Origin of the sequence: Rhizobium oryzihabitans (assembly GCF_010669145.1) — a bacterium.
GTDB lineage: Bacteria > Pseudomonadota > Alphaproteobacteria > Rhizobiales > Rhizobiaceae > Agrobacterium > Agrobacterium oryzihabitans.
This window is the reverse complement of the sequence record NZ_CP048632.1, coordinates 3,088,709-3,108,609: the sequence shown is the minus strand read 5'-3', so window position 1 is coordinate 3,108,609 and position 19,901 is coordinate 3,088,709. Positions and strand designations below refer to the sequence as shown.

20 protein-coding genes are annotated in these 19,901 nt (G+C 59.9%); 7 read left to right on the top strand and 13 right to left on the bottom strand.

The window, feature by feature from the left end:
* Positions 1 to 44 precede the first annotated feature (44 nt).
* Together G3A56_RS15570 and G3A56_RS15565 are read left to right on the top strand one after the other, a co-directional pair.
* Entirely contained in the window at positions 45 to 764 is a 720-nt protein-coding gene (locus G3A56_RS15570) for an AzlC family ABC transporter permease (RefSeq protein WP_082182629.1), read from the top strand.
* Positions 761 to 1,075 (top strand): AzlD family protein, encoded by a 315-nt coding sequence (locus tag G3A56_RS15565; protein ID WP_082182630.1) that lies wholly within the window; start codon positions 761 to 763, stop codon positions 1,073 to 1,075. Before G3A56_RS15570 ends, G3A56_RS15565 begins: the two co-directional genes overlap by 4 nt.
* Here G3A56_RS15565 and G3A56_RS15560 read toward each other — a convergent pair.
* Positions 1,072 to 2,913 (bottom strand): aminopeptidase P family protein, encoded by a 1,842-nt coding sequence (locus G3A56_RS15560; protein ID WP_082182631.1) that lies wholly within the window; start codon positions 2,911 to 2,913, stop codon positions 1,072 to 1,074. The two genes, G3A56_RS15565 and G3A56_RS15560, sit on opposite strands and share 4 nt — an antisense overlap.
* 293 nt (positions 2,914 to 3,206) lie before the next feature.
* Between G3A56_RS15560 and G3A56_RS28435 the strand changes: the two genes are divergently transcribed.
* Positions 3,207 to 3,380, top strand: coding sequence for a hypothetical protein (locus G3A56_RS28435; RefSeq protein ID WP_003494935.1), 174 nt, complete (start codon positions 3,207 to 3,209; stop codon positions 3,378 to 3,380).
* A gap of 146 nt (positions 3,381 to 3,526) precedes the next feature.
* On the opposite strand, the gene G3A56_RS15555 is transcribed toward G3A56_RS28435, so the two are convergent.
* The 3 genes from G3A56_RS15555 to G3A56_RS15545 all read right to left on the bottom strand — a co-directional run bounded on the left by G3A56_RS15555 (position 3,527) and on the right by G3A56_RS15545 (position 5,400).
* Positions 3,527 to 4,405: a 50S ribosomal protein L11 methyltransferase gene (locus tag G3A56_RS15555; protein ID WP_035220737.1), complete on the bottom strand. Its 879-nt coding sequence runs from the start codon at positions 4,403 to 4,405 to the stop codon at positions 3,527 to 3,529.
* Between the two features lie 94 nt (positions 4,406 to 4,499).
* Positions 4,500 to 5,099: a cytochrome oxidase assembly protein Sco gene (gene sco, locus G3A56_RS15550; protein ID WP_035220536.1), complete on the bottom strand. Its 600-nt coding sequence runs from the start codon at positions 5,097 to 5,099 to the stop codon at positions 4,500 to 4,502.
* A 142-nt stretch (positions 5,100 to 5,241) separates the two neighbouring features.
* Complete coding sequence (locus G3A56_RS15545) at positions 5,242 to 5,400, bottom strand: hypothetical protein (protein WP_237681008.1); 159 nt, start codon at positions 5,398 to 5,400, stop codon at positions 5,242 to 5,244.
* A gap of 225 nt (positions 5,401 to 5,625) precedes the next feature.
* On the opposite strand from G3A56_RS15545, the gene G3A56_RS15540 reads away from it, so the two are divergent.
* Positions 5,626 to 6,093, top strand: coding sequence for a chemotaxis protein CheW (locus tag G3A56_RS15540; protein ID WP_082182633.1), 468 nt, complete (start codon positions 5,626 to 5,628; stop codon positions 6,091 to 6,093).
* A gap of 207 nt (positions 6,094 to 6,300) precedes the next feature.
* Here G3A56_RS15540 and G3A56_RS15535 read toward each other — a convergent pair whose 3' ends face one another.
* Genes G3A56_RS15535 through gcvA form a run of 3 tightly spaced genes read right to left on the bottom strand, consistent with a single transcriptional unit; the run spans position 6,301 to position 8,393 of the window.
* Positions 6,301 to 6,792 (bottom strand): CreA family protein, encoded by a 492-nt coding sequence (locus G3A56_RS15535; protein WP_035242248.1) that lies wholly within the window; start codon positions 6,790 to 6,792, stop codon positions 6,301 to 6,303.
* A 46-nt stretch (positions 6,793 to 6,838) separates the two neighbouring features.
* Positions 6,839 to 7,447 carry a 3'-5' exonuclease gene (locus G3A56_RS15530; protein ID WP_082182634.1) on the bottom strand — a complete coding sequence of 203 codons (609 nt, stop codon included), beginning with the start codon at positions 7,445 to 7,447 and terminating at the stop codon, positions 6,839 to 6,841.
* A 43-nt stretch (positions 7,448 to 7,490) separates the two neighbouring features.
* Positions 7,491 to 8,393: a transcriptional regulator GcvA gene (gene gcvA / locus G3A56_RS15525; RefSeq protein ID WP_082182635.1), complete on the bottom strand. Its 903-nt coding sequence runs from the start codon at positions 8,391 to 8,393 to the stop codon at positions 7,491 to 7,493.
* Between the two features lie 196 nt (positions 8,394 to 8,589).
* Here gcvA and G3A56_RS15520 point away from each other — a divergent pair, with 196 nt between their 5' ends.
* Together G3A56_RS15520 and G3A56_RS15515 are read left to right on the top strand one after the other, a co-directional pair.
* Positions 8,590 to 9,522 carry a DMT family transporter gene (locus tag G3A56_RS15520; protein WP_164056498.1) on the top strand — a complete coding sequence of 311 codons (933 nt, stop codon included), beginning with the start codon at positions 8,590 to 8,592 and terminating at the stop codon, positions 9,520 to 9,522.
* Between the two features lie 187 nt (positions 9,523 to 9,709).
* Positions 9,710 to 10,240: a GNAT family N-acetyltransferase gene (locus G3A56_RS15515; RefSeq protein ID WP_082182636.1), complete on the top strand. Its 531-nt coding sequence runs from the start codon at positions 9,710 to 9,712 to the stop codon at positions 10,238 to 10,240.
* 4 nt (positions 10,241 to 10,244) lie between these two features.
* Here the strand turns inward: G3A56_RS15515 and G3A56_RS15510 are convergent, their stop codons facing one another.
* Together G3A56_RS15510 and ligA are read right to left on the bottom strand one after the other, a co-directional pair.
* Positions 10,245 to 11,138 (bottom strand): aminoglycoside phosphotransferase family protein, encoded by an 894-nt coding sequence (locus G3A56_RS15510; RefSeq protein ID WP_082182637.1) that lies wholly within the window; start codon positions 11,136 to 11,138, stop codon positions 10,245 to 10,247.
* A gap of 64 nt (positions 11,139 to 11,202) precedes the next feature.
* Positions 11,203 to 13,377 (bottom strand): NAD-dependent DNA ligase LigA, encoded by a 2,175-nt coding sequence (ligA, locus tag G3A56_RS15505; RefSeq protein WP_082182638.1) that lies wholly within the window; start codon positions 13,375 to 13,377, stop codon positions 11,203 to 11,205.
* A 132-nt stretch (positions 13,378 to 13,509) separates the two neighbouring features.
* Here ligA and G3A56_RS15500 point away from each other — a divergent pair, with 132 nt between their 5' ends.
* Positions 13,510 to 14,124, top strand: a complete 615-nt coding sequence (locus G3A56_RS15500; RefSeq protein WP_082182639.1) for a LysE family translocator — start codon at positions 13,510 to 13,512, stop codon at positions 14,122 to 14,124.
* On the opposite strand, the gene recN is transcribed toward G3A56_RS15500, so the two are convergent.
* The 4 genes from recN to ftsZ all read right to left on the bottom strand — a co-directional run bounded on the left by recN (position 14,121) and on the right by ftsZ (position 19,892).
* The gene (gene recN / locus G3A56_RS15495; RefSeq protein WP_082182640.1) at positions 14,121 to 15,794 is read right to left on the bottom strand and encodes a DNA repair protein RecN; all 1,674 of its coding nucleotides are present in this window, start codon (positions 15,792 to 15,794) and stop codon (positions 14,121 to 14,123) included. The genes G3A56_RS15500 and recN overlap by 4 nt on opposite strands.
* A gap of 15 nt (positions 15,795 to 15,809) precedes the next feature.
* Positions 15,810 to 16,676 (bottom strand): outer membrane protein assembly factor BamD, encoded by an 867-nt coding sequence (locus G3A56_RS15490; RefSeq protein ID WP_082182641.1) that lies wholly within the window; start codon positions 16,674 to 16,676, stop codon positions 15,810 to 15,812.
* Between the two features lie 235 nt (positions 16,677 to 16,911).
* Entirely contained in the window at positions 16,912 to 17,868 is a 957-nt protein-coding gene (lpxC, locus tag G3A56_RS15485; protein ID WP_003494908.1) for a UDP-3-O-acyl-N-acetylglucosamine deacetylase, read from the bottom strand.
* A gap of 272 nt (positions 17,869 to 18,140) precedes the next feature.
* The gene (gene ftsZ / locus G3A56_RS15480) at positions 18,141 to 19,892 is read right to left on the bottom strand and encodes a cell division protein FtsZ (RefSeq protein WP_082182642.1); all 1,752 of its coding nucleotides are present in this window, start codon (positions 19,890 to 19,892) and stop codon (positions 18,141 to 18,143) included.
* Between the last annotated feature and the right edge of the window lie 9 nt (positions 19,893 to 19,901).

Below are 19,901 nucleotides of genomic sequence, written 5' to 3'. Positions count from 1 at the left end.
GCCAGACGGGACGGCGATAGAGCGGCGGCAAGGAGTTCCCAAAAATGTCCAATACAGATTTTCGCGAGGGCTTGAAGACCGGCTTTCCGATCGCCCTTTCCGCCGCCCCCTTCGGCGCCTTGTTCGGTGCAGTTGCAGTTGATAACGGCCTAAGCATCGTCGAGGCCACGATCATGAGCGGCACCGTCTATGCTGGCGCCAGCCAGCTTGTCGGCATCGAATTGTTCGGCCAGAAGGTTGCGCCCTGGCTGATCGTCCTGTCGGTCTTCGCCGTCAATTTCCGCCATATCCTCTATTCGGCCGCCATCGCCAGAATGATCACAAACTGGTCTTTCCTGCAGAAGGCGGCGGGCTTCTTCGTGCTGGTGGATCCGCAATTCGCCGAATCGGTCAGAAAATATGAAAATACCGGCACGGTCGGTTTTGCCTGGTATATGGGCTTTGCCACACCGGTCTATGTCCTGTGGCTGGCCATGACGATTGTCGGCGCGTCGCTCGGCAACATGGTCGGCGATCCGAAAGCCATCGGTCTCGATGTGCTGCTGCCGATCTATTTCATGGGTATGGTCCTGAGTTTTCGCCAGCGGGAAAATTTCTACCCGGTGATGCTGGCAAGCGCGATTGGCGCAACGGTCGCCTATCACATCGTCGGTTCGCCCTGGCATGTCAGCTTCGGCGCGGTTGCCGGCATTCTAGTTGCAGTCCTCTATCCGCCCAAACCGGCCGGCGAGACCAATCCTGAAAGCAAGGTGGAAAAGCCATGAGCGATTTTCTGCACGCCGATACACTGATCCTGATCGCGCTCGCCGCCATCGCCACCTATCTTACCCGCATCGGCGGTTATGTTCTGATGACGCGGATGAAATCCATCCCGCCGCGCATGGAGGCGGGACTGAACGCCGTTCCCGTTGCCGTTCTGACCACGCTGGTCGCACCCGCCTTTTTCGAAGGCGGATACGAGGTCAAGATCAGCATGGTGGCGGCACTTCTGGTCTGCCTGCGTTTCCCCGGCCTGACGATGCTGGCGGTCGGCTGGGCAATCGTCATTGCGATAAGGCACTCGTCGCTGTTTTAAGCCACCCGCGTCAAAGGAAGCGTGGCGGCGACGAGCCACGCCTTCACATCCTCGTCTGCGATCAAGGGCGACAGCTTTTCCAGAACGCCGGCGTGATAGGCGTTGAGCCAGTCAAGCTCATCGTCGGTCAGCAGCCCCACCACCATCAGCCTGCGATCAATGGGGCACCAGGTCAGCGTCTCGAAAGAGAACATCGGCTGGTCGCCGCCCGCCACCGCTTCCGCCTCGCGCACATAGATCAAGTTTTCGATGCGAATGCCAAAGGCACCGGGTCGGTAATAACCCGGCTCATTCGACAGGATCATGCCGGGCAGCAGCTCCTGCGTCGAAAGCCTTGCGATACGCTGCGGCCCCTCATGCACCGAAAGATAGGAACCGACACCGTGGCCCGTGCCATGGGCATAATCCGCCCCGGCCTTCCACAATGCGATGCGCGCCAGCGGATCGAGATCGCAGCCACGCGTTCCCTTCGGAAACCGTGCGGCACTGATGGCGATAACGCCTTTCAGCACCAGCGTGAAGAACCGCCGCTGCTCTTCCGGAACATTGCCAATCGCCACGGTACGGGTGATATCCGTGGTGCCGTTGACATATTGCGCGCCGGAATCGACGAGGAACATCTCGCCATCGGCAAGCGTACGGTCCGTGTCGGTGGTGACGCGGTAGTGGATGATGGCGGCATGGTCGCCAGCACCCGAAATCGTGTCGAAAGACACGTCCTTCAGCGGGTTTTGCAGCCCCTGCCCCACCTTGGCCCGCGCCGCCTCCAAGGCCTTCACAGCCGCGATTTCGGTGACGCTGCCCGGCTGCTGCTGATCCAGCCAGCAGAGATATTCAACCATGGCCGCACCGTCCTGCACATGGGCGGCAGCGGAGCCGGCAAGCTCCGCTTCGTTCTTGCAGGCACGCGGCAGGCGAACGGGATCCGCCTCCTCGATCAACGTGCCGCCCGCCGCCGTGATCGCCCCTGTCAGCGCCACGGGCGCCAGATCGGCATCCACCATGACGCGGCCCTTGGCACTGGCAATGGCGTGCAGACGATCAGCGATCTTCGACGGCGGCAATTGTGTTGCCAGCTGCGCCAGATAAGCCTCTGCCTCGATACCGGTCTTGCGCTTGTCGAGAAAAATATCCGCCTTGCCATCCGCATAGATGATGGCGCGGGCAAGCGGATGTGGGGTGTGCGGCACATCATTGCCGCGAATATTGAAAATCCATGCAATGGATGAAGGATCGGTCACCAGCAGGGCATCCGCACCCTTGGCCGATACCGTCTCCGCCAGCGAGGTGATCTTGTCCTTCGCCAGCTTGCCGGTGAAGGCCTCCGGCTGGATGACGACGGGTTCCAGCGGTTCGGAAGGGCGATCCTGCCACAGGGCGTCGAGAGGGTTGCTTTCGAGCAGGACGACCGAGCCGCCCTTGGCCGCAACAGCCTTTTCCAGCCGCTTCAATTCAGCTCCGGTATGCAGCCAGGGATCGATGCCCAGCCGAAAGCCCCCGGTCGCGTATTCGGACAACCAGACGGAGGGCGGCGCACCGACCAGATCACCGCCGCTGAACACCGATTGGTCAACCTGCGACTTGAGCTGCGTGGTATACCGGCCATCGACGAACACCACCGCCTCTGCGCGCGTTATCAGCGCGATACCGGCAGAACCGGTAAATCCGGTCAGCCATGACAGGCGCTCGGAGGATTCCGGCACATATTCTCCCTGATATTCATCGGCGCGCGGCACCAGGAAACCGTCGATGCCGAGGGCGTCGAAACCGGCGCGCAGCGCCTCGACGCGGGCCTTGCCGAATTGCGGCGCGGATTTGTTTTCGAAGGTCTGGAACATGGGCGTCTTTCGGGAACTGTCATGAGGAAAGCTGTTCGGTCACGCCGGCAAATCATTGGCGCGCAAGGACAATGCCATGCGGGCAAACCCGGTTTCAAGCCATATATGACAGAACCGATTGCGGTGATAAATTGTGCATATTTTGCAAATTAAGTAATACTGAAAACGGACAGCAATGCGTTAAGCGCATATCTCCCCTGAGACATTCCCTCTAACTAAACAAAAACACATCGCTTATCTTCAGATCAACACAGCGAGAGAGACAATCTCCTGGCAAACAAGGATTTGAAGCAATGGCAAAGTCTTTCCTCCGCAACGCCTTCGATCGCGTCGTTGAAGCACGCGAGCGTCAGGTCAGCCGTCACGTCAACGCCGCACTTTTGAACCTCGACGACAAGTCGCTCGAAGCGCTCGGCATGAACCGCGCCGATCTTCGCCGCAAGGCAAAGTCCAGCTACGTATTCTGATCACGTCGGGCGCGGCGATCCTCCCTCCACCGCGCCCAACAGGAATACGTCGACCCGCTTGAGCAAGCTCCTCCCATGCTCGCGGGTTTCCAGGCGGCGCGAAAGCGCCGCCTTTTCTTTTGCCTGAAAGGAATATTGCCGCTGGTTCAGTCTTTGCGCAGATGCAGCGTGACCCAGCCGTTGCGCCAGATGGTGCGGACATGGGAAAGCCGGGCGCCATTATAGGCGGAAAGCACCTTCCAGCGCTGTGACGCCAAAATGCCGGACAGGATGACGGTGCCGCCGGGTGCCAGATGCGTGACGAGCTGCGGCGCCATCTTGATGAGCGGCCGCGCCAGAATATTGGCGATGATGAGGTCGAACGGGCCGTGCTTGCGGAAGGCGTCCGAGTGGAAGCCCGGCGCGGTCTCCAGCGCCATCCCGGAGACGATGCCGTTCAGCCGCACATTCTCCTTCGCCACCTTGACGGCGATCGGGTCGATATCCGTCGCAAGCACGGGGATGGGACGCATCTTGCGCACCGCAATCGCCAGAACGCCGCTGCCGGTACCGAGATCAAGCGCATTGCGCACGGTCCGCGCCCGCAGAACCTCCTCGATCATCTCAAGGCAGCCGGCCGTCGTGCCGTGATGGCCGGTGCCGAAAGCCTGTCCCGCCTCGATCTCGATTGCCAGATCGTTCGCCCGCACCTTGTCCCGATCATGGGCGCCATGCACGATGAAACGCCCTGCCCTGACCGGCTTCAGCCCTTCAAGCGACTTGGCGATCCAGTCGACATCAGGAACGATCTCCTTCTCGATGACCAGACCGGGAAAGGCGGGAGCGAGCAAGGCTTCGACACGCTCGCGAAACTCCTCTTCCTGCTCGGCCATCAGATAGACGGAGGCTTCCCAGATGTCGCGCTTCTCATCCACCTCGGTGGTAGCAATCGCGACATCCTCCTCGCCGAAATAGTCCGACATGAGATCGAGGATTTCACCGGCCTTGATTTCGGTCGTGGTGACGTAAAGTCGGATTTCGCTCACGGCGGGCTGCTTTCTCTGGATGAGGTTATTGTTCTTGCCTTTGCCACAAAACCTCGGCCAGTCCAATAAGCCCGGCGCAATTATGCCGCCTCTATCAGCCCTTCAGAAGATTCTGAAGCTTCTGCTCGGCGACTTCAGGGTTTTCGCCATAAGCGATGGTGCCGGAAAAACGGCCATTGGCGTCGAGCAGGATGACGGACGCGGTGTGATCCATGGTGTAGTCGCCATTCGGATCCTTCTCGTCCACCGGCACCTTCTTGGCATAGATACGGTAGCCCTTCAGCGTTTCGGCGATCTTATCGGCCGGGCCGGTGATGCCGGTGATGCGCTTCGAGACGTTGGAGACATATTGCTGCATGATTTCAGGCGTATCGCGCTCGGGATCGACGGAGACGAAATAGGCCTGCAGCTTGTCACCGGCCGGGTCAACCTTCTCCATCCAGCCGTTCAGCTCGAAAAGGGTTGTCGGGCAGACTTCCGGGCAATGGGTGAAACCGAAGAAAAGCGCTGTCGGCTTGCCCTGAAAGGCCTTTTCGGTGATCGGCTGGCCGTTTTGCGCCGTGAGTTGGAAGGGCACACCATAGGCGGTCTCCACCATCTCCTCACGCGTCTTCGTCATTTCGATCGTTAGCCAGCTGACGACGCCGGCGAGAACGACCACCACGGCCCACAATACGATACGAATATTTCTCATTGTCCAATCCTACCCCGAAGGCCGGCCTGATAGCGCGGGCTTTGGCCGACAGATAGCGAACGGCGACGGGGACGGCAAATCAACTGGGCGGTATTTGCGGGAACCGCGCTGATTTGTCACAAATCCGCAGCCGGAAAACACGTCACAGGCACCAGGCGATGCCACTCTGTACCGTGGACAGGAAAATATCCGTGCCGTGCCGCACCCAGCCGTCAAAGGCAAGAAGCACAATGGCAAGCGAAGCCATGGCTGCAAGACTTGCCAGAATAAATTTCAGCGGATTGGAGACGAGCCCGTTCATATCGCCATCATAACCTGTTTGCGCGAGCGCGAAAACCGCCAAAACACTGGGTTTTGCGGTTGGAACAGCGCAATTGTTAGGGAAAGTTTAAAATCTTGCTGTGCATTATGACCATAGCGGTTTTTAAAGCCTCGACATGATGTCTCCCGGTCCATTCTCCGGCCACCGCATAAAGCTCAATCCTGCGCGGGCCTGTTAGAGAGCCATCAGAGGAAACCTGCCGTCATGTCCAACGCCATCAAGCAATCCGGCGCATATCTCGAAATCGTTTCCTTCCATCTGGGCGATCAGGAATTCTGCATCGACATCATGGCGATCCGCGAAATCCGCGGTTGGGCGCCGGTTACCCCGATGCCGCACACCCCGCCTTATGTTCTCGGCCTCATCAACCTGCGCGGCGCCGTCATTCCCGTCATCGACATGGCCGGCCGCCTCGGCATGAAAATGACCGAGCCTTCCGAACGCTCCGCCATCATCGTCACCGATATCGGCGGCAAGCTGGTCGGACTTCTGGTGGAACAGGTCTCCGACATGATGACCATCCGCTCCGAGGACTTGCAGCCCGCGCCGGATATAATTCCGGAAGAGCAGCGCAGCTTCTGCCGCGGCATCGTTGCGCTGGAAAAGAGCATGGTCTGCTTCCTCAACCTCGATACGGTCATCGCCGACGAGCTGACGCGCGAAGCGGCCTGATCGGGCCGGGCTACCGTTTACGTCAGCGCAGTATAAGCGGCGGGATGTTCAATTTGGCAGTCCCGTTTCAGTAAAGCTCCGTCACCCCGGACTTGATCCGGGGTCCAGTGCGATCAAGTCCTTGATCGCGTAAGACTTTTCACGGCGCAGGCGCGCCGTGACTGGATGCCGGATCAAGTCCGGCATGACGGTTGAGGGTCGGCAACCTCATGGCTTGCCCTTCTCCCACGTCACTTGCTGGTTATAGAGCGGCACCGTCGAGATCGCCATCTTGGCCGAACCATCGGTGAGTTCCCGCGCATGGACGAGATAGATCAGCGTGTCATTCGCCTTGTCGTAAACGCGGCTGACGACGAGCTTCTTCCAGACCAGCGACATACCCTGCCGGAAAACCTCTTCCCCGCCCTTCGACAGATCGATGTTGCCGATTTCGACCGGTCCCGTCTGGCTGCAGGAAATGGCATTGTTCGAAGGGTCTTCGAACCAGTTGCCGTTCTTCAGCCGATCAATGACGCCGCGCGAAAAATAGGTGACATGGCAGGTCACGCCCTTGATCTTGGGATCGGCGATCGCCTCGATGACGATATCATTGCCGATCCAGTCGACGCCAACCTCACCGACGACCTGCGAATGCGCCGCTGTCACCGGAAGCAACGCCAGAAAGCCCGCAAACAAGCCCGAGAGAGTTTTCATCGTCATCGCATCTTCTCCGTTACGCTGCTTCAAACATAAGTGCGGGGAAGAGTTACGCAACCCGGGAGACGACGCGTTTTTTCATGCTGCAGGGCTGATAGCCGCTGGATGTGAGACGGCCGGCGACCATGCCGATCTTTTCCGGCAGGTCGCGGATATGGGAAACACGCAGCGCCTTGGCCGCCGCAATCGAAGCCGCCGCGCAGACGACGGCATCTTCGGCGGCATTGTGGTGCACGAAACGCAACTGGAGATGATGGGCGATCACATTCAGCTTGTGCGATTCCAGATGCGGCCAGACATGGCGGGCGATCTTGACGCTGCACAGATAGGAAAGATCAGGATAGGACTGCCGGTATTTGTCGAAGGAGGCGCGCATGACGCTGAAATCGAAGGCGGCATTGTGGGCGATCATCGTGGCGCCCTGAAAATCGTCGATGAACTCCTCCATCACATCAGGAAATTCCGGCGCGTCCTCGACATCGGCAGGCCGAATCCCATGCACGGCGATGTTGAAGGGCGAAAACCGCATATCCTTCGGCCGGATGAGCCGTTCCTCGACACGAACGATCTCACCGTCTTCTATCCACGCAAGCCCCACGGAGCAGGCGCTGCCCCGTTCCTCATTGGCGGTCTCGAAATCGATGGCGATGGTTTTCAAAAGTGATTCCCGTTGTTTCATTCCGGCATAAACCGGATTGGCGTCAAAGAGAACCGACTTCGCCCGAACCTGCTTCCGAAAGCATCCAGTCAATGAGCGTCACGAGATCGGGATTATCCAGCATTCGCCGTGGGTAGACGAGGAAGTAGGCAAGCGTGCTGGCAATATCCGTGCCGAAGGGCGCAATCAGCGCGCCCTCGGCAAGCTCACGGGAAACAAGCGAGCGCCGTGTCAGGGCAACACCATGTCCGGCTTTGGCCGCATCCAGCGCGCCATTGCTGTCGATAAACACGGTGCCACCGGAAGCGTCGACCTCTCTCGCCCCCGCCGTTTCGAGCCAGCGCCGCCATTCGTTACGGTTTTCGTCGTGCAGCAGGGGAACGGATTGCAGATCGCCCGCCACCCGAAGCGGCCCGTATTTTTCAAAAAGCTGCGGCGAGCAGACGGGCAAGGTGCTGTCATCTATGAAGCGGATGCTCTCCAGCCCTTCATACCGGCCGAAACCATGCCGCACGGCCAGATCGACATCGTCCCTTGAAAAATCCACCAGCCGGTTGGTGACGCTGATGCGGACATCCACATGCGGGTGTCGCTGCTGGAAACCGGGCAGCCTCGGCATCAGCCATTGCACGGCAAATGTCGGCGTGCAGCTCAGCGTCAACACCGTAATCTCCGATCGCGCCGTCAGCTCCGCCGTCGCCTCGCGCATCATCCGGAATGCGGTGCGAAGGGAGCCATAATAACGCTCACCCTCACGCGTCAGCTGGATGCTGCGTGGTTTGCGGACAAACAGCTGTACGCCAAGCCGGGCTTCGAGCTCCCTGATCTGCAGGCTAACCGCGCCGGGCGTGACATTCAACTCGTTGGAAGCAAGCGTGACGCTGCGATATCGCGCGGCAGCTTCGAAGGCCTGCAATCCTTTCAGGGACGGAAGCTCCATTGCCATGATTTAGCTCAGCTCAATTATCTGACGAGAAACTATCGTTTGAAAACACCATAAAACGGGGAGTAAATAGAAGCAACAGGACGCGAAGCGACCGGAAACCGCGAATATCCAATTGAGGTGAACTCAACCCATATCGGGTGGATGCCGGCGATCCGATCTGCAAAAATGTCAGAATTCATGCCCTTGGGAGACGAAGATGGCGATACAGAAACAGATGGATGCCGGCGAATGGGGGATGCTCGTCGCGCTCTCGCTCCTGTGGGGCGGATCGTTCTTTTTCATCGGCATCGCCGTCAAGGAACTGCCGCCCGTCACCATCGTCACGCTGCGGGTCAGCATGGCAGCCGTGGCGCTTCTCATCGTCTGCCGCATCATGGGTCTTCACCTGCCGCGCCAATGGGCCGTATGGCGCGCTTTTTTCGGCATGGGACTGCTCAACAACATCATTCCCTTCTGCCTGATCGTCTGGGGCCAGACCCATATTGCCAGCGGGCTGGCCTCGATCCTCAATGCGACGACGCCGCTCTTTACCGTCATCGTCGCCCATTTTCTGACCGCCGACGAGAAGATGACCGGTAACAAGCTGGCCGGCGTTCTCATCGGGTTTGTCGGTGTGGCCACCATGATCGGCCCGGCAGCCTTCGGCGGCGCGGCCTCCAGCCTCTGGGGTCAGATCGCCATTCTCGGCGCGGCCATCTCCTATTCCTTCGCGGGCATATTCGGCCGCCGCTTCAAGGCCATGGGCGTGCCGCCGCTGATGACCGCCACCGGCCAGATATCCTCATCGACGCTGATGCTGATCCCGGCTGCTCTCCTCATCGACAAGCCATGGACGCTTGCCATGCCGAGCCTTGGCACCTGGGGGGCGCTCATCGGCATCGCCCTGCTGTCGACGGCGCTCGCCTATCTCATCTTCTTCCGCATTCTCGCCACAGCCGGCGCCACCAACCTCGCGCTCGTCACTTTCCTCATCCCCGTCAGCGCCATCCTGCTCGGTTCGCTCATTCTCGGAGAGCAGCTGGAAATCAAGCATTTCGCAGGCATGGCGATGATCGCGGCCGGCCTTGCGGCAATCGACGGCAGGCTGCCGGTAAAACTAAGGAATTTCCTGCGCAAGGCACCCGCTTGACAGTGACAGATCGTAAAAGCATTCTCCCCTTCATGATCGCTATCAAGACGACAACCACCCGCCACATGACAATTACCGGTCAACCGGCAGGGAGAGGCATGTCCGCGCACTGAGCGATCAACATCCACCCCTGCCGATAAGAGCAGGGGTGTCACGCCTGCTCCGAACGCGCCACAAGGAGACAGGCATGAACATGAAACCAGCAGATATTACAAACAAGCCATTTGATCTGAAGGACGTTGTCCTGCGCGCGACCCGGCTTGAAGACGTCGAAGCCTTGACCGAAATGCTCAACCTTCCCGGCGTCCGGCACGGTACCCTTCGGCAACCTTTTCAGACGGTTGAAAAGACGAGAAAATCAATAGAGAACCGAGCTCCCACCGATATTGCCATCGTCGCGGACTGGCATGGGAAACTCATCGGAAACGCCGGATTATACCGCAGAGCGGGTCGACAGTACCATGTCGCCGATCTTGCGATGTCCGTTCACGACGATTTCGCCGGAAAGGGTGTTGGTTCAAGGCTTCTGGCGGCGCTCATCGATGCGGCCGACAATTGGCACGACATCCGCCGCATCGAACTGAACGTCTTCACCGACAATCTCGCCGCCATACGGCTTTATGAGAAATTCGGTTTCGAACGTGAAGGCACCTTGCGCAACGATGCGTATCGCGACGGCAAATATGTCGACGCCTATGTGATGGCGCGTCTGCGTTGATGTTTCAGGCAGATAGATGATCCGCAAACACCTCCCGAATGGTCCGGCGCGACCATTCGGCCATTTGTTCGTTGCGGCCGCGCTGCGCTTCAAGCGTGATCAGCGCCTTCCACAACGCCCAGCCACGTCCGCGCTGCCAGGTGGCATCATCCAGATCCAGCGCCCGGCGAAACACGGCTCGGCTTTCCGTATCGAGCACATTCCATGCGAGAATGAGATCGGAAGACGGGTCGCCAACGCCGGAGCTGCCGAAATCGATGACCGCTGAAAGGCGGCCATCTTTGACCAGCAGATTGCCCTCGGCAATATCGCCATGCACCCACACACCCGGCCTCTGCCGGCGGCTGGAAAGGGCAAGCTGCCATATCTCCATGGCCAGCGCGTGATCGATCTCATCGTCAAGACGCACCGCCGCCGCCCTCGCCTCGCCGTCATAGACTGCAAGCGACCCGCCGCGGTGGAAATTGTGCTCACCCGCAAGCGGACCATCGGAGGCATCGATGCCGTGCAGGACTTTCAAAAACGCCGCCACATCGACGGCTATGGTTGGAAGATCGATATGCCCGAGATGCCGGGCGAGAGGCTCGCCCTCAAGCCAACCGTAGACGGACCAGCAGAACGGATAATCCTCTCCGGGCTTGCCGAGCGCCAACGGCTCCGGGATCGGAAGAGGCAGAAAAGACGCAAGTACCGGCAGCCACCGGTGCTCCTTCTCCACCTGCGCCACATAACGCTCAGCGCTTGGCAGGCGAACGAGCATATCCGCACCGAGGCGGAAGCTGCGATTATCCCAGCCGCTCAGTTCTACCGGCCTGACATCGAGCGCCGCCCATTGCGGAAACTGGCCTGCGATCAGCGCTCGAACCTGTTGCGTAGAGATGACGATGCGATCATCCATGTCCCGTTCCCCGTTTCAGGATGAGACCAGTAGCGGTGCAGAACAACGCGGCGATGACGGTGCCTCAGCCGCCGATCAGCGCCAGCCACTCGTCCTCATCCATGGTCTGCACGCCCAGCTCCGCCGCCTTGGCAAGCTTGGAGCCAGCCCCCGGTCCGGCCACCAGAATGTCCGTCTTCTTCGATACGGAACCGGCCACCTTGGCGCCCAGACTTTCCGCGCGAGCCTTCGCCTCGTCACGCGTGAATTTTTCGAGCGAGCCGGTGAAGACCACCGTCTTGCCAGCCACCGGGCTGCCTTCCGTCGAGGGCTTCTCGGCCTCCTTCGGCTGCAACTCCCGTATCAACCGGTCGATGACATCGAGATTGCGCGGCTCCTTGTAGAATTCGATGATGGCGCGGGCCACGACCTCGCCAATACCATCGATGCTGTTGAGCTCGGCCCAGGCATCGCTCGCCGGATCGGCGGCCGCCTTCATGGCCTCCTCGAAATGCTCATAGGTGCCGTAGGAGCGCGCCAGAAGCTTCGCCGTGGTTTCGCCCACATGACGAATGCCGAGCGCGAAGATCAGCCGGTGAAGATCGATCTCGCGGCGGGCATCGATGGCATCGAACAGCTTCTTGACGCTGACCTTGCCGAAACCGTCGATATTTTCAAGCTTGGTAAGATGCGATGCCTCCTGCCGCACCTTCAGCGTGAAGATATCAGGCGCAGTCTTGATCGACAGGGAAGGATCGTCACTTTCGAAGAAGAAGTCGATCTGCTTGGTGCCCAGTCCCTCGATATCAAAGGCATTGCGCGAGACGAAATGTTTCAGATGCTCCACCGCCTGCGCCCGGCAGACGAAACCGCCGGTGCAGCGCGTGACCGAATCGAGTTTGCCGGTCTTCTCATTGCGCTCCCGCACCGCATGGCTGCCACAAACCGGACATTTCTCCGGAAACGCATACTTCACCGCCTCGGCCGGGCGCTTCTCCAGAAGCACATCCAGCACCTGCGGAATGACATCACCTGCACGCTGCACGATGACGGTATCGCCGATGCGGATGTCATGATCTTCAGGACGGATGCGCTCGCCGCTATTGCCGATACCCTCGATGTAATCGGCATTATGCAACGTCGCATTGGTGACGACGACACCGCCGACGGTGATCGGCGTCAGACGCGCAACCGGCGTCAGCGCGCCGGTGCGTCCTACCTGGATTTCAATGTTCTCGACCGTGGTGAAGGCCTGTTCGGCCGGAAACTTGTGCGCGGTAGCCCAGCGCGGGCTGCGCGAACGGAAGCCAAGCCGTTCCTGAAGGTCGAGCCGGTCGACCTTGTAGACCACACCGTCGATATCGTAATCGAGGTCGGGTCGCGCAACGCCGATTTCATTATAATGTTCAAGCAATTGCTCGGCCGAAGTGAATCGCTTCATCAGCGGATTGACCGGAAAACCCCAGTCCCGGAACTTCTCGACGATGCCATATTGCGTGTCGGCAATCCGCGCCGGCTGGCCGCCATTCGAGACTTCGCCAAGCGCATAGGCGAAGAACCGCAGCTTGCGTTTCGCCGTCACATTGGCGTCAAGCTGGCGTAGCGAACCGGAGGCCGTGTTGCGCGGGTTCACATAGGTCTGCTTGCCGTCGGCCTCCATCTGCGCATTGAGCGCCATGAAGTCGCTCTTGGCCATATAGACCTCACCGCGCACCTCCACCACATCGGGCGCATCGGCAGGCAGTTCGTTCGGAATTTCCTTGATGGTCTTGATATTGGCGGTGACATTCTCGCCCGTCGTGCCGTCGCCACGCGTCGCGGCCGTCTTCAGCTTGCCCTTCTCGTAGCGGATGGACATGGAAAGGCCGTCGATCTTCGGCTCGGCGGTAAAAGCGATGGAATCATCCGGCAGATGTCCGAGGAAGCGATAGACGGAGCTAACGAAATCCCGCAGATCTTCTTCGGAAAACGTATTGTCGAGCGAGAGCATCGGCCGCGCATGCACGATCGGCGCAAAGGTCGGAAGCGGCGTGAAGCCGACTTTCTTCGACGGGCTGTCGGCCCGCACCAGCGCCGGAAACGCCGCCTCGATGGCATCGTTGCGCCGCTTCAGCGCATCATATTCCGCGTCCGAAATCTCCGGCGCATCCTTGCCATGGTAGAGCGCATCATGGCGGGCAAGCTCGGCCGCCAGAAACGCAAGTTCGGAAGAGGCCTCAAGCTCGGTCAGGTTTTCGACGGGTGTCTGGTCTTTCGACATGGAAGAAGCCTCACGGATGAATCTGCAATGCTTTTAGCGAATTATTGGCAAACACAAAACCATCCTCGCTTTTCAACAGGCGGGAATCCGCTATTCTGAACATCCGGATGAAACGGATGCCAGAGCCCCCCTATGGAACTCACCACTCTCATTGCCTTTGCAGCAGCCTTCTTCGTGTTCGCGGCCAGCCCCGGACCAGACAATATGACGATCGTCGCCCGCACCATCACCCATGGCGCCGCCTCCGGCCTCGCCTATGGTGCCGGGACTGTCGCTGGGATCTTGATTTTCCTCACACTTGCAGCCTTCGGCCTGTCGATCCTCGCCGCCGAAATGGGGACGGTTATGGCGGTGCTACGCTATGGCGGCGCGGCCTATCTGATCTGGATGGGCTTTAAGCTCTGGACAGCGGAACCTGTCGTTCCCGATCTGCAGCCCTTGAATGGCGGCCGTAGCCTCATCTCGATATTCGCGACCGGAACCGCACTTAACCTCGGCAATCCAAAGATGCCGCTCTTTTACGTGGCATTGCTGCCAAACGTCGTCGGCGCTTCGCTGACCGTCGATCACCTTCTGGCGCTGGCGTCCGTCATCGTCGCGGTGGAGGCGATTGTTATCGGCGGTCATGTTGTTCTTGCCGTGCGGGCAAGAAAGCTGCTGCGGGAGCCGAGAATCGTCCGCAGGGTGAACCGGGCAGCTGGCGGTGTCATGATCGGCTCCGGCGTGGCGGTGGCCGTCAGCCGTTAGTCCTTGGCGGCAAGCAGGCGGGCGGCCGCAGCCCTCGCCTCATCGGTCACCGAAGCGCCGGCAAGCATGCGGGCGATTTCTTCCGTGCGGTGGTTTGGCTCCATCGTCGCCACGCGTGTGGCGATACGCTCGCTTCCGTCGCCAGAAGGACCCTTGGAAATGAGAAGATGCGTCGCCGCCCGCGCGGCCACCTGCGGCGCGTGGGTGACTGACAGAACCTGCACGGTTTTCGACAGACGGCGCAGCCGCTGGCCGATGGCATCCGCCACAGCCCCGCCGACGCCCGTGTCGATTTCGTCGAAAACCAGCGTCGGTGCGGAACCGCGATCCGCCAGCGCCACTTTCAGCGCCAAGAGGAAACGGGACAGTTCGCCGCCCGAGGCAACCTTCATAATCGGGCCGGGACGCGTTCCCGGATTGGTCTGGACGTGGAATTCGACAATGTCGATACCATCAGCCGTCGCCTGCTCCGGATCGGAGCTGACTTCGACGGTGAAGCGTGCCCGCTCCAGCTTAAGTGCCGGAAGCTCGGCCATGACAGCCTCGGAAAGTGCATTTGCCGCATGGCGTCGCTTTTCGGAAAGCGACTTCGCCTCACGGTCAAAATCGGCTTTCACGACGCCGAGATTGGCTTCGAGTTTGCCGAGCTTTTCCTCGCCCGCATCGAGATCTGCAAGATCCGCGACCATTTTTTCCGCAAGCGCCGGCAGATCAGGCACCGGGACATTATATTTGCGTCCGGCGGCGCGCAGCGCAAACAGCCGCTCCTCCACCCGTTCCAGCTCACGCGGATCGAACTCGGTGCGGCGCAGCGCCGCCTCCACTTCCATCTGCGCGTTGGAAAGACTGTCGAGCGCGGCATCCAGCAATTGCACGGTGTCTTCCAGCAATCCCGGTGCCTCGTGGCTCTTGCGCTCCAGACGCCGCATCATCGAAGCAATCATCGGCACAGGCGAAGCGTTGCCGTTCAGGAACTCGCTTGCTTCGGCGATATCGCCAGCAATACGTTCGGATTTCTGCATGATCGCCCGGCGGTCGGCAAGCTCGTCCTCCTCGCCGTCACGTGGCGAAAGCACTTCAAGCTCTTCGACGGAGGAACGCAGATAATCAGCCTCGCGGGCAGCAGCCTCCACCTTGGCGCGGTGGGTCTTCAACGCCCGCTCGGCGTCCTTCCATGTCCGGTAGAAACCCTGCACGGCACGGGCATCGTCGCTGAGCCCGGCAAAGGCATCCAGCAGCGTGCGGTGGGCATCGGTATCGACAAGGGCGCGATCATCATGCTGGCCGTGAATTTCGACCAGCAATTGCCCGAGCTGGCGCATCATCTGCACGCTGATGGCCTGATCGTTGATATAGGCCTTGGTCCGCCCGTCGGCGGATTGCACGCGGCGGAAGATCAGGTCGCCATCATCATCGAGACCGTTTTCACGCAGGAGAAGCCGTGTGGGATGACTGTTCGGGACTTCGAAAGTGGCGGTAACCTGCCCCTTCTCCTCCCCGTGACGCACCAGGCCGCCATCACCACGTCCGCCGAGAGCCAGCGACAGGCTGTCGAGCAGAATGGATTTGCCCGCGCCCGTCTCACCCGTCAACACGGAAAGGCCCGCCTCAAAGCCGAGGTCGAGCCTTTCAATCAGAACGATATCGCGTATCGAGAGCTGGACCAGCATGGCCTATGCCCTGTCTCAGGCGCCGATAAGCTTCTTGCCGGCACGCGAAATCCAGGACCCCTTGTTTTCACGCGGCTCCAGCCCGCCGCCCTTCAGCAGCTTGTAGGAATCCGCATACCATTGGCTGTCGGGATAGTTGTTACCGAGAACGGCGGCAGCAGTCTGCGCCTCGTCGGAAAGACCCATTGCGTAATAGGCTTCCGTCAGACGCGCCAGCGCTTCTTCGATCTGGTTGGTGTTCTGGTACTGCTCGACGACGATGCGGAAACGCGAGACGGCGGCGAGATATTCCTTGCGCTCAAGATAATAACGACCGACCTGCATTTCGCGGCCGGCGAGCTGGTCGCGCGCGAAACGGATCTTGGCCTGCGCGTCGGCGACATATTCCGAATCGGGATAGTCGTTGACCACCTTGTTCATCGCCTCGACCGTACGCTGCGCGGCGCGCTGGTCCTGCGTTACGTCGGAAATCTGCTTCGAATAGGCAAGACCGATCATGTACTGAACGTAGGCAGCATCCTTGGAGCGCGGATATTGGCGCAGGAAGCGGCTGCCCGATGCGATGGCCACGTCGTTCTTGTTGGTGCGCGTGGCGATGAAGGTCTGCATCACCAGAGCCTTCTGGCCCCATTCGGTAAAGGGATATTGCTTGTCGATCGCCTCGAACTTGCGTGAGGCTTCGGTCATGTTGCCGGCGTTCATGTTGGCAAGCCCCTGCTTGTACAGAACGTCAGGCGGATCGGTCTCAACGCCGAGCTTGGTAATGTCGATATCCGGATCGGACTGGCAGGCCGTGACGGCGACACTCGCACCGACCAACATCAACGAAACGGCGATCCTCCGCATCGTACCCTTCATTGCACCAGACCCTACATGCTTCATTCGACAGTTCCCACTTCCCGCGCAAATACATAAGCATCGGCTTTGCACTGGCGTTTCTAGCCATAAAAGCATCCGCAGGGCAACGCAATGATGACGCATTAACGCATTTTTATGGCATCCGCCCGCGCAATCGCATGAATATCAGGCGATATTAGGAAACATCTCGCCCGCATTACGAAAAAGCCGCCCCGAAGCGGAGCGGCTTTTCCTGTCAATCAATAGCCTGCAAACAAACTCAAGCCGACCAGGGGGCGAATTCCGGCATGTTGACCGGAACGAATTCGCGGGCACGTACCTGATTGCGGGCGGCAGGAGCCTCGACGATCTCATAGGCCGTGCGGTCGCTCAGGAGAGCCTTCAGCGCGTTCGCATTGACCTTGTGGCCGCCGCGATAGGAGCGGTAGGAGCCGATGAACTGTGCGCCGGCAAGCGCCAGGTCGCCCACGGCGTCCAGCGTCTTGTGGCGGACGAATTCATCCTTGGCGTAACGCAGGCCTTCCATGTTGATGACGCTGTTGTCGTCGGAGATGACAACCGAATTTTCAAGCGAGGAGCCGAGTGCATAACCGGCGGCCCACAGGCGTTCCACGTCACGCATGAAACCGAAGGTACGGGCGCGCGAAAGCTCGTTCTTGAACGTATCCGCCGTCAGGTCGCCCTTCCAGGACTGCTTGCCGATCAGCGGCGTGTCGAAATCGATATCGACTTCGAACCGCGTGCCGTCATAGGGACGGAACTCTGCCCAGGATGCACCCGAATCAATGCGGACCGGCTTGATGACGCGAATATAGCGGCGCTTTGCACCGAGATTCTTGATGCCGGCCGATTCGATCGCCTCGATGAAAGGTGCGGAGCTGCCATCCATGATCGGCGCTTCCGGACCGTCAACTTCAACGACGAGGTTATCGAGGCCCATGGCGTAGATGGCGGCCATGACGTGCTCGATCGTTGCCACTGACTGGGATAGCGAACGGCCGAGCACGGTGCACAGGTCGGTATTGCCGACATTGGCAGACACCGCCTTCAACTCGGTTACACTGCCATTCTCGTGAAGGCGATGGAACACGATGCCCGTTCCGGCTTCTGCAGGCTGGAACGTCATCGAAACCGGATTGCCGGAATGCACGCCAATGCCCTTGAGCTGAACAGCATTTGCGATAGTCGTTTGAAATCCGAGCAGTCCGATAGTCATGCGTATGTGCCTTGTTTTGCAAACCGCGCCGCTTCATGAAGCGCCGTTCAAGTTTTTCAAGCCGGTTTTTAAGGACCGGCAAAGTCAATGTTTTCCTCTACCCAGCCTCATACATACGCACATGTACGTGCCACGACAAATCACTGTTCGTTTCGGATTGTTACACGCGTAAATCATTGAAAACGTGAATTAATTTACTGTTAATAACGCAAAATAAACAAAACGCCCGGATCGTGTGATCCGGGCGTTTCAAGAGGCGTATGGAATCGCTCTCAGTTGGACTGGCGGCGCAGGAAGGCCGGGATTTCCAGCTGGTCGTCGTCGTGGTGGCTGGCCGAAGAAGGCGTCGCGCGACCGTGATCGTCAAGCTGGCCACGACGCGGTGCGTAGAGGCTGGCTTCCGGCGAAAGCGGGGCGCGGCGCTGCTGCGGTGCCATGCTCGGCGCATCCATCATGTCGGAGGGAACTTCTTCCTCTTCGCGGCGGCCAAGCGAGTTGGTGATGCGCTTCAGAAGACCCATCGGGCCACGCTCTTCCTGGGCGGCAGGAGCGGCGTGGGTGCGGTGGTCCAGCTCGGCCTTGACGACCGGTGGGAAGTCTTCGACCTTCGGCATGCGCACCGGCTCGGGCTGGCGGGCAACCGGGGCGGGTTCCTGGTAGACAGGAGCCTGCGGCTGTTGCAGGCGCGGAGCCGGAGCGGCAACCTGTTCCGGGGCATGGTAGACCGGTGCCTGGGCAACCGGAGCCGGAGCGGCCTGCTGAACCGGCTGGGCCGGACGGAGAACCGGTGCTTCAGCCGGGGACGATGCGAACAGCTTGCTCTGCGGACGGAAATCCTGAGCCGGCTGCTGGTGTGCCGCGAAACCGAGTTCACGTTCCATTTCGGCTTCCGCCGAACGGATGGTCTGGGCGATCTGGTCTACGGTCTTGGGTGCCTGCGATGCTGTCTGGGCAGGCTGAACTGCGGCCGGAGCCGAAGCAACGGCCGCGGAAGGACGGATAAGCGGCTTGGCGGCAGCAGCGCGCATTTCGGCAACGTTCTGTTCGCCGATACCCGCAACGCGGTCGATGCCGGTGGCAACGACGGAGACGCGGATGAGACCTTCCAGAGCCTCGTCGAAGGTTGCGCCGAGGATGATGTTCGCATCCGGATCGACTTCTTCGCGGATACGGGTTGCAGCCTCGTCGACTTCGAACAGGGTAAGGTCGCGACCACCGGTGATGGAGATCAGCAGGCCCTGTGCGCCCTTCATCGAGGTTTCGTCGAGCAGCGGGTTGGCGATGGCCGCTTCCGCAGCCTGCATCGCACGGCCCGGACCGGAAGCTTCGCCGGTACCCATCATTGCACGGCCCATTTCACGCATGACCGAGCGAACGTCGGCGAAGTCGAGGTTGATGAGACCTTCCTTCACCATCAGATCGGTAATGCAGGCAACGCCGGAATAGAGAACCTGGTCAGCCATGGCGAAGGCGTCGGCAAAGGTCGTCTTGTCATTGGCAATGCGGAAGAGGTTCTGGTTCGGAATGACGATCAGCGTATCGACGGATTTCTGCAGTTCCTCGATGCCCTGTTCGGCAAGACGCATGCGGCGGCCGCCTTCGAAGTGGAAAGGCTTGGTGACGACGCCGACCGTCAGGATGCCCTTGTTGCGGGCCGCCTGTGCGACAACGGGTGCTGCACCCGTGCCGGTGCCGCCGCCCATGCCGGCGGTGACGAAGCACATGTGGGTGCCGTTCAGGTGATCGATGATCTCATCGATGCATTCTTCAGCGGCGGCGCGTCCGACTTCCGGCTGGGAACCGGCACCGAGACCCTCGGTGACGTTGACGCCGAGCTGGATGACCCGGTCTGCCTTCGTCATGGTCAGTGCCTGCGCATCCGTGTTGGCGACGACGAAGTCGACGCCCTGGAGGCCGGCCGTGATCATGTTGTTGACAGCGTTACCACCACCACCGCCGACACCGAAAACGGTGATGCGTGGCTTCAACTCGGTGATATCAGGCTTTTGCAGCTGTATCGTCATTTTACCATT

Excerpts from the sequence above, each read along its gene's own strand:
- G3A56_RS15570 (WP_082182629.1), top strand. The coding sequence starts at position 45 with ATGTCCAATACAGATTTTCGCGAGGGCTTGAAGACCGGCTTTCCGATC.
- G3A56_RS15545 (WP_237681008.1), bottom strand. The coding sequence starts at position 5,400 with ATGAACGGGCTCGTCTCCAATCCGCTGAAATTTATTCTGGCAAGTCTT.
- ftsZ (WP_082182642.1), bottom strand. The coding sequence starts at position 19,892 with ATGACGATACAGCTGCAAAAGCCTGATATCACCGAGTTGAAGCCACGC.
- G3A56_RS15535 (WP_035242248.1), bottom strand. The coding sequence starts at position 6,792 with ATGACGATGAAAACTCTCTCGGGCTTGTTTGCGGGCTTTCTGGCGTTG.
- G3A56_RS15565 (WP_082182630.1), top strand. The coding sequence starts at position 761 with ATGAGCGATTTTCTGCACGCCGATACACTGATCCTGATCGCGCTCGCC.
- G3A56_RS15560 (WP_082182631.1), bottom strand. The coding sequence starts at position 2,913 with ATGTTCCAGACCTTCGAAAACAAATCCGCGCCGCAATTCGGCAAGGCC.
- G3A56_RS15540 (WP_082182633.1), top strand. The coding sequence starts at position 5,626 with ATGTCCAACGCCATCAAGCAATCCGGCGCATATCTCGAAATCGTTTCC.
- lpxC (WP_003494908.1), bottom strand. The coding sequence starts at position 17,868 with ATGACTATCGGACTGCTCGGATTTCAAACGACTATCGCAAATGCTGTT.
- G3A56_RS15500 (WP_082182639.1), top strand. The coding sequence starts at position 13,510 with ATGGAACTCACCACTCTCATTGCCTTTGCAGCAGCCTTCTTCGTGTTC.
- gcvA (WP_082182635.1), bottom strand. The coding sequence starts at position 8,393 with ATGGCAATGGAGCTTCCGTCCCTGAAAGGATTGCAGGCCTTCGAAGCT.
- sco (WP_035220536.1), bottom strand. The coding sequence starts at position 5,099 with ATGAGAAATATTCGTATCGTATTGTGGGCCGTGGTGGTCGTTCTCGCC.
- ligA (WP_082182638.1), bottom strand. The coding sequence starts at position 13,377 with ATGTCGAAAGACCAGACACCCGTCGAAAACCTGACCGAGCTTGAGGCC.
- G3A56_RS28435 (WP_003494935.1), top strand. The coding sequence starts at position 3,207 with ATGGCAAAGTCTTTCCTCCGCAACGCCTTCGATCGCGTCGTTGAAGCA.
- G3A56_RS15510 (WP_082182637.1), bottom strand. The coding sequence starts at position 11,138 with ATGGATGATCGCATCGTCATCTCTACGCAACAGGTTCGAGCGCTGATC.
- G3A56_RS15515 (WP_082182636.1), top strand. The coding sequence starts at position 9,710 with ATGAACATGAAACCAGCAGATATTACAAACAAGCCATTTGATCTGAAG.
- G3A56_RS15520 (WP_164056498.1), top strand. The coding sequence starts at position 8,590 with ATGGCGATACAGAAACAGATGGATGCCGGCGAATGGGGGATGCTCGTC.
- recN (WP_082182640.1), bottom strand. The coding sequence starts at position 15,794 with ATGCTGGTCCAGCTCTCGATACGCGATATCGTTCTGATTGAAAGGCTC.
- G3A56_RS15490 (WP_082182641.1), bottom strand. The coding sequence starts at position 16,676 with ATGAAGCATGTAGGGTCTGGTGCAATGAAGGGTACGATGCGGAGGATC.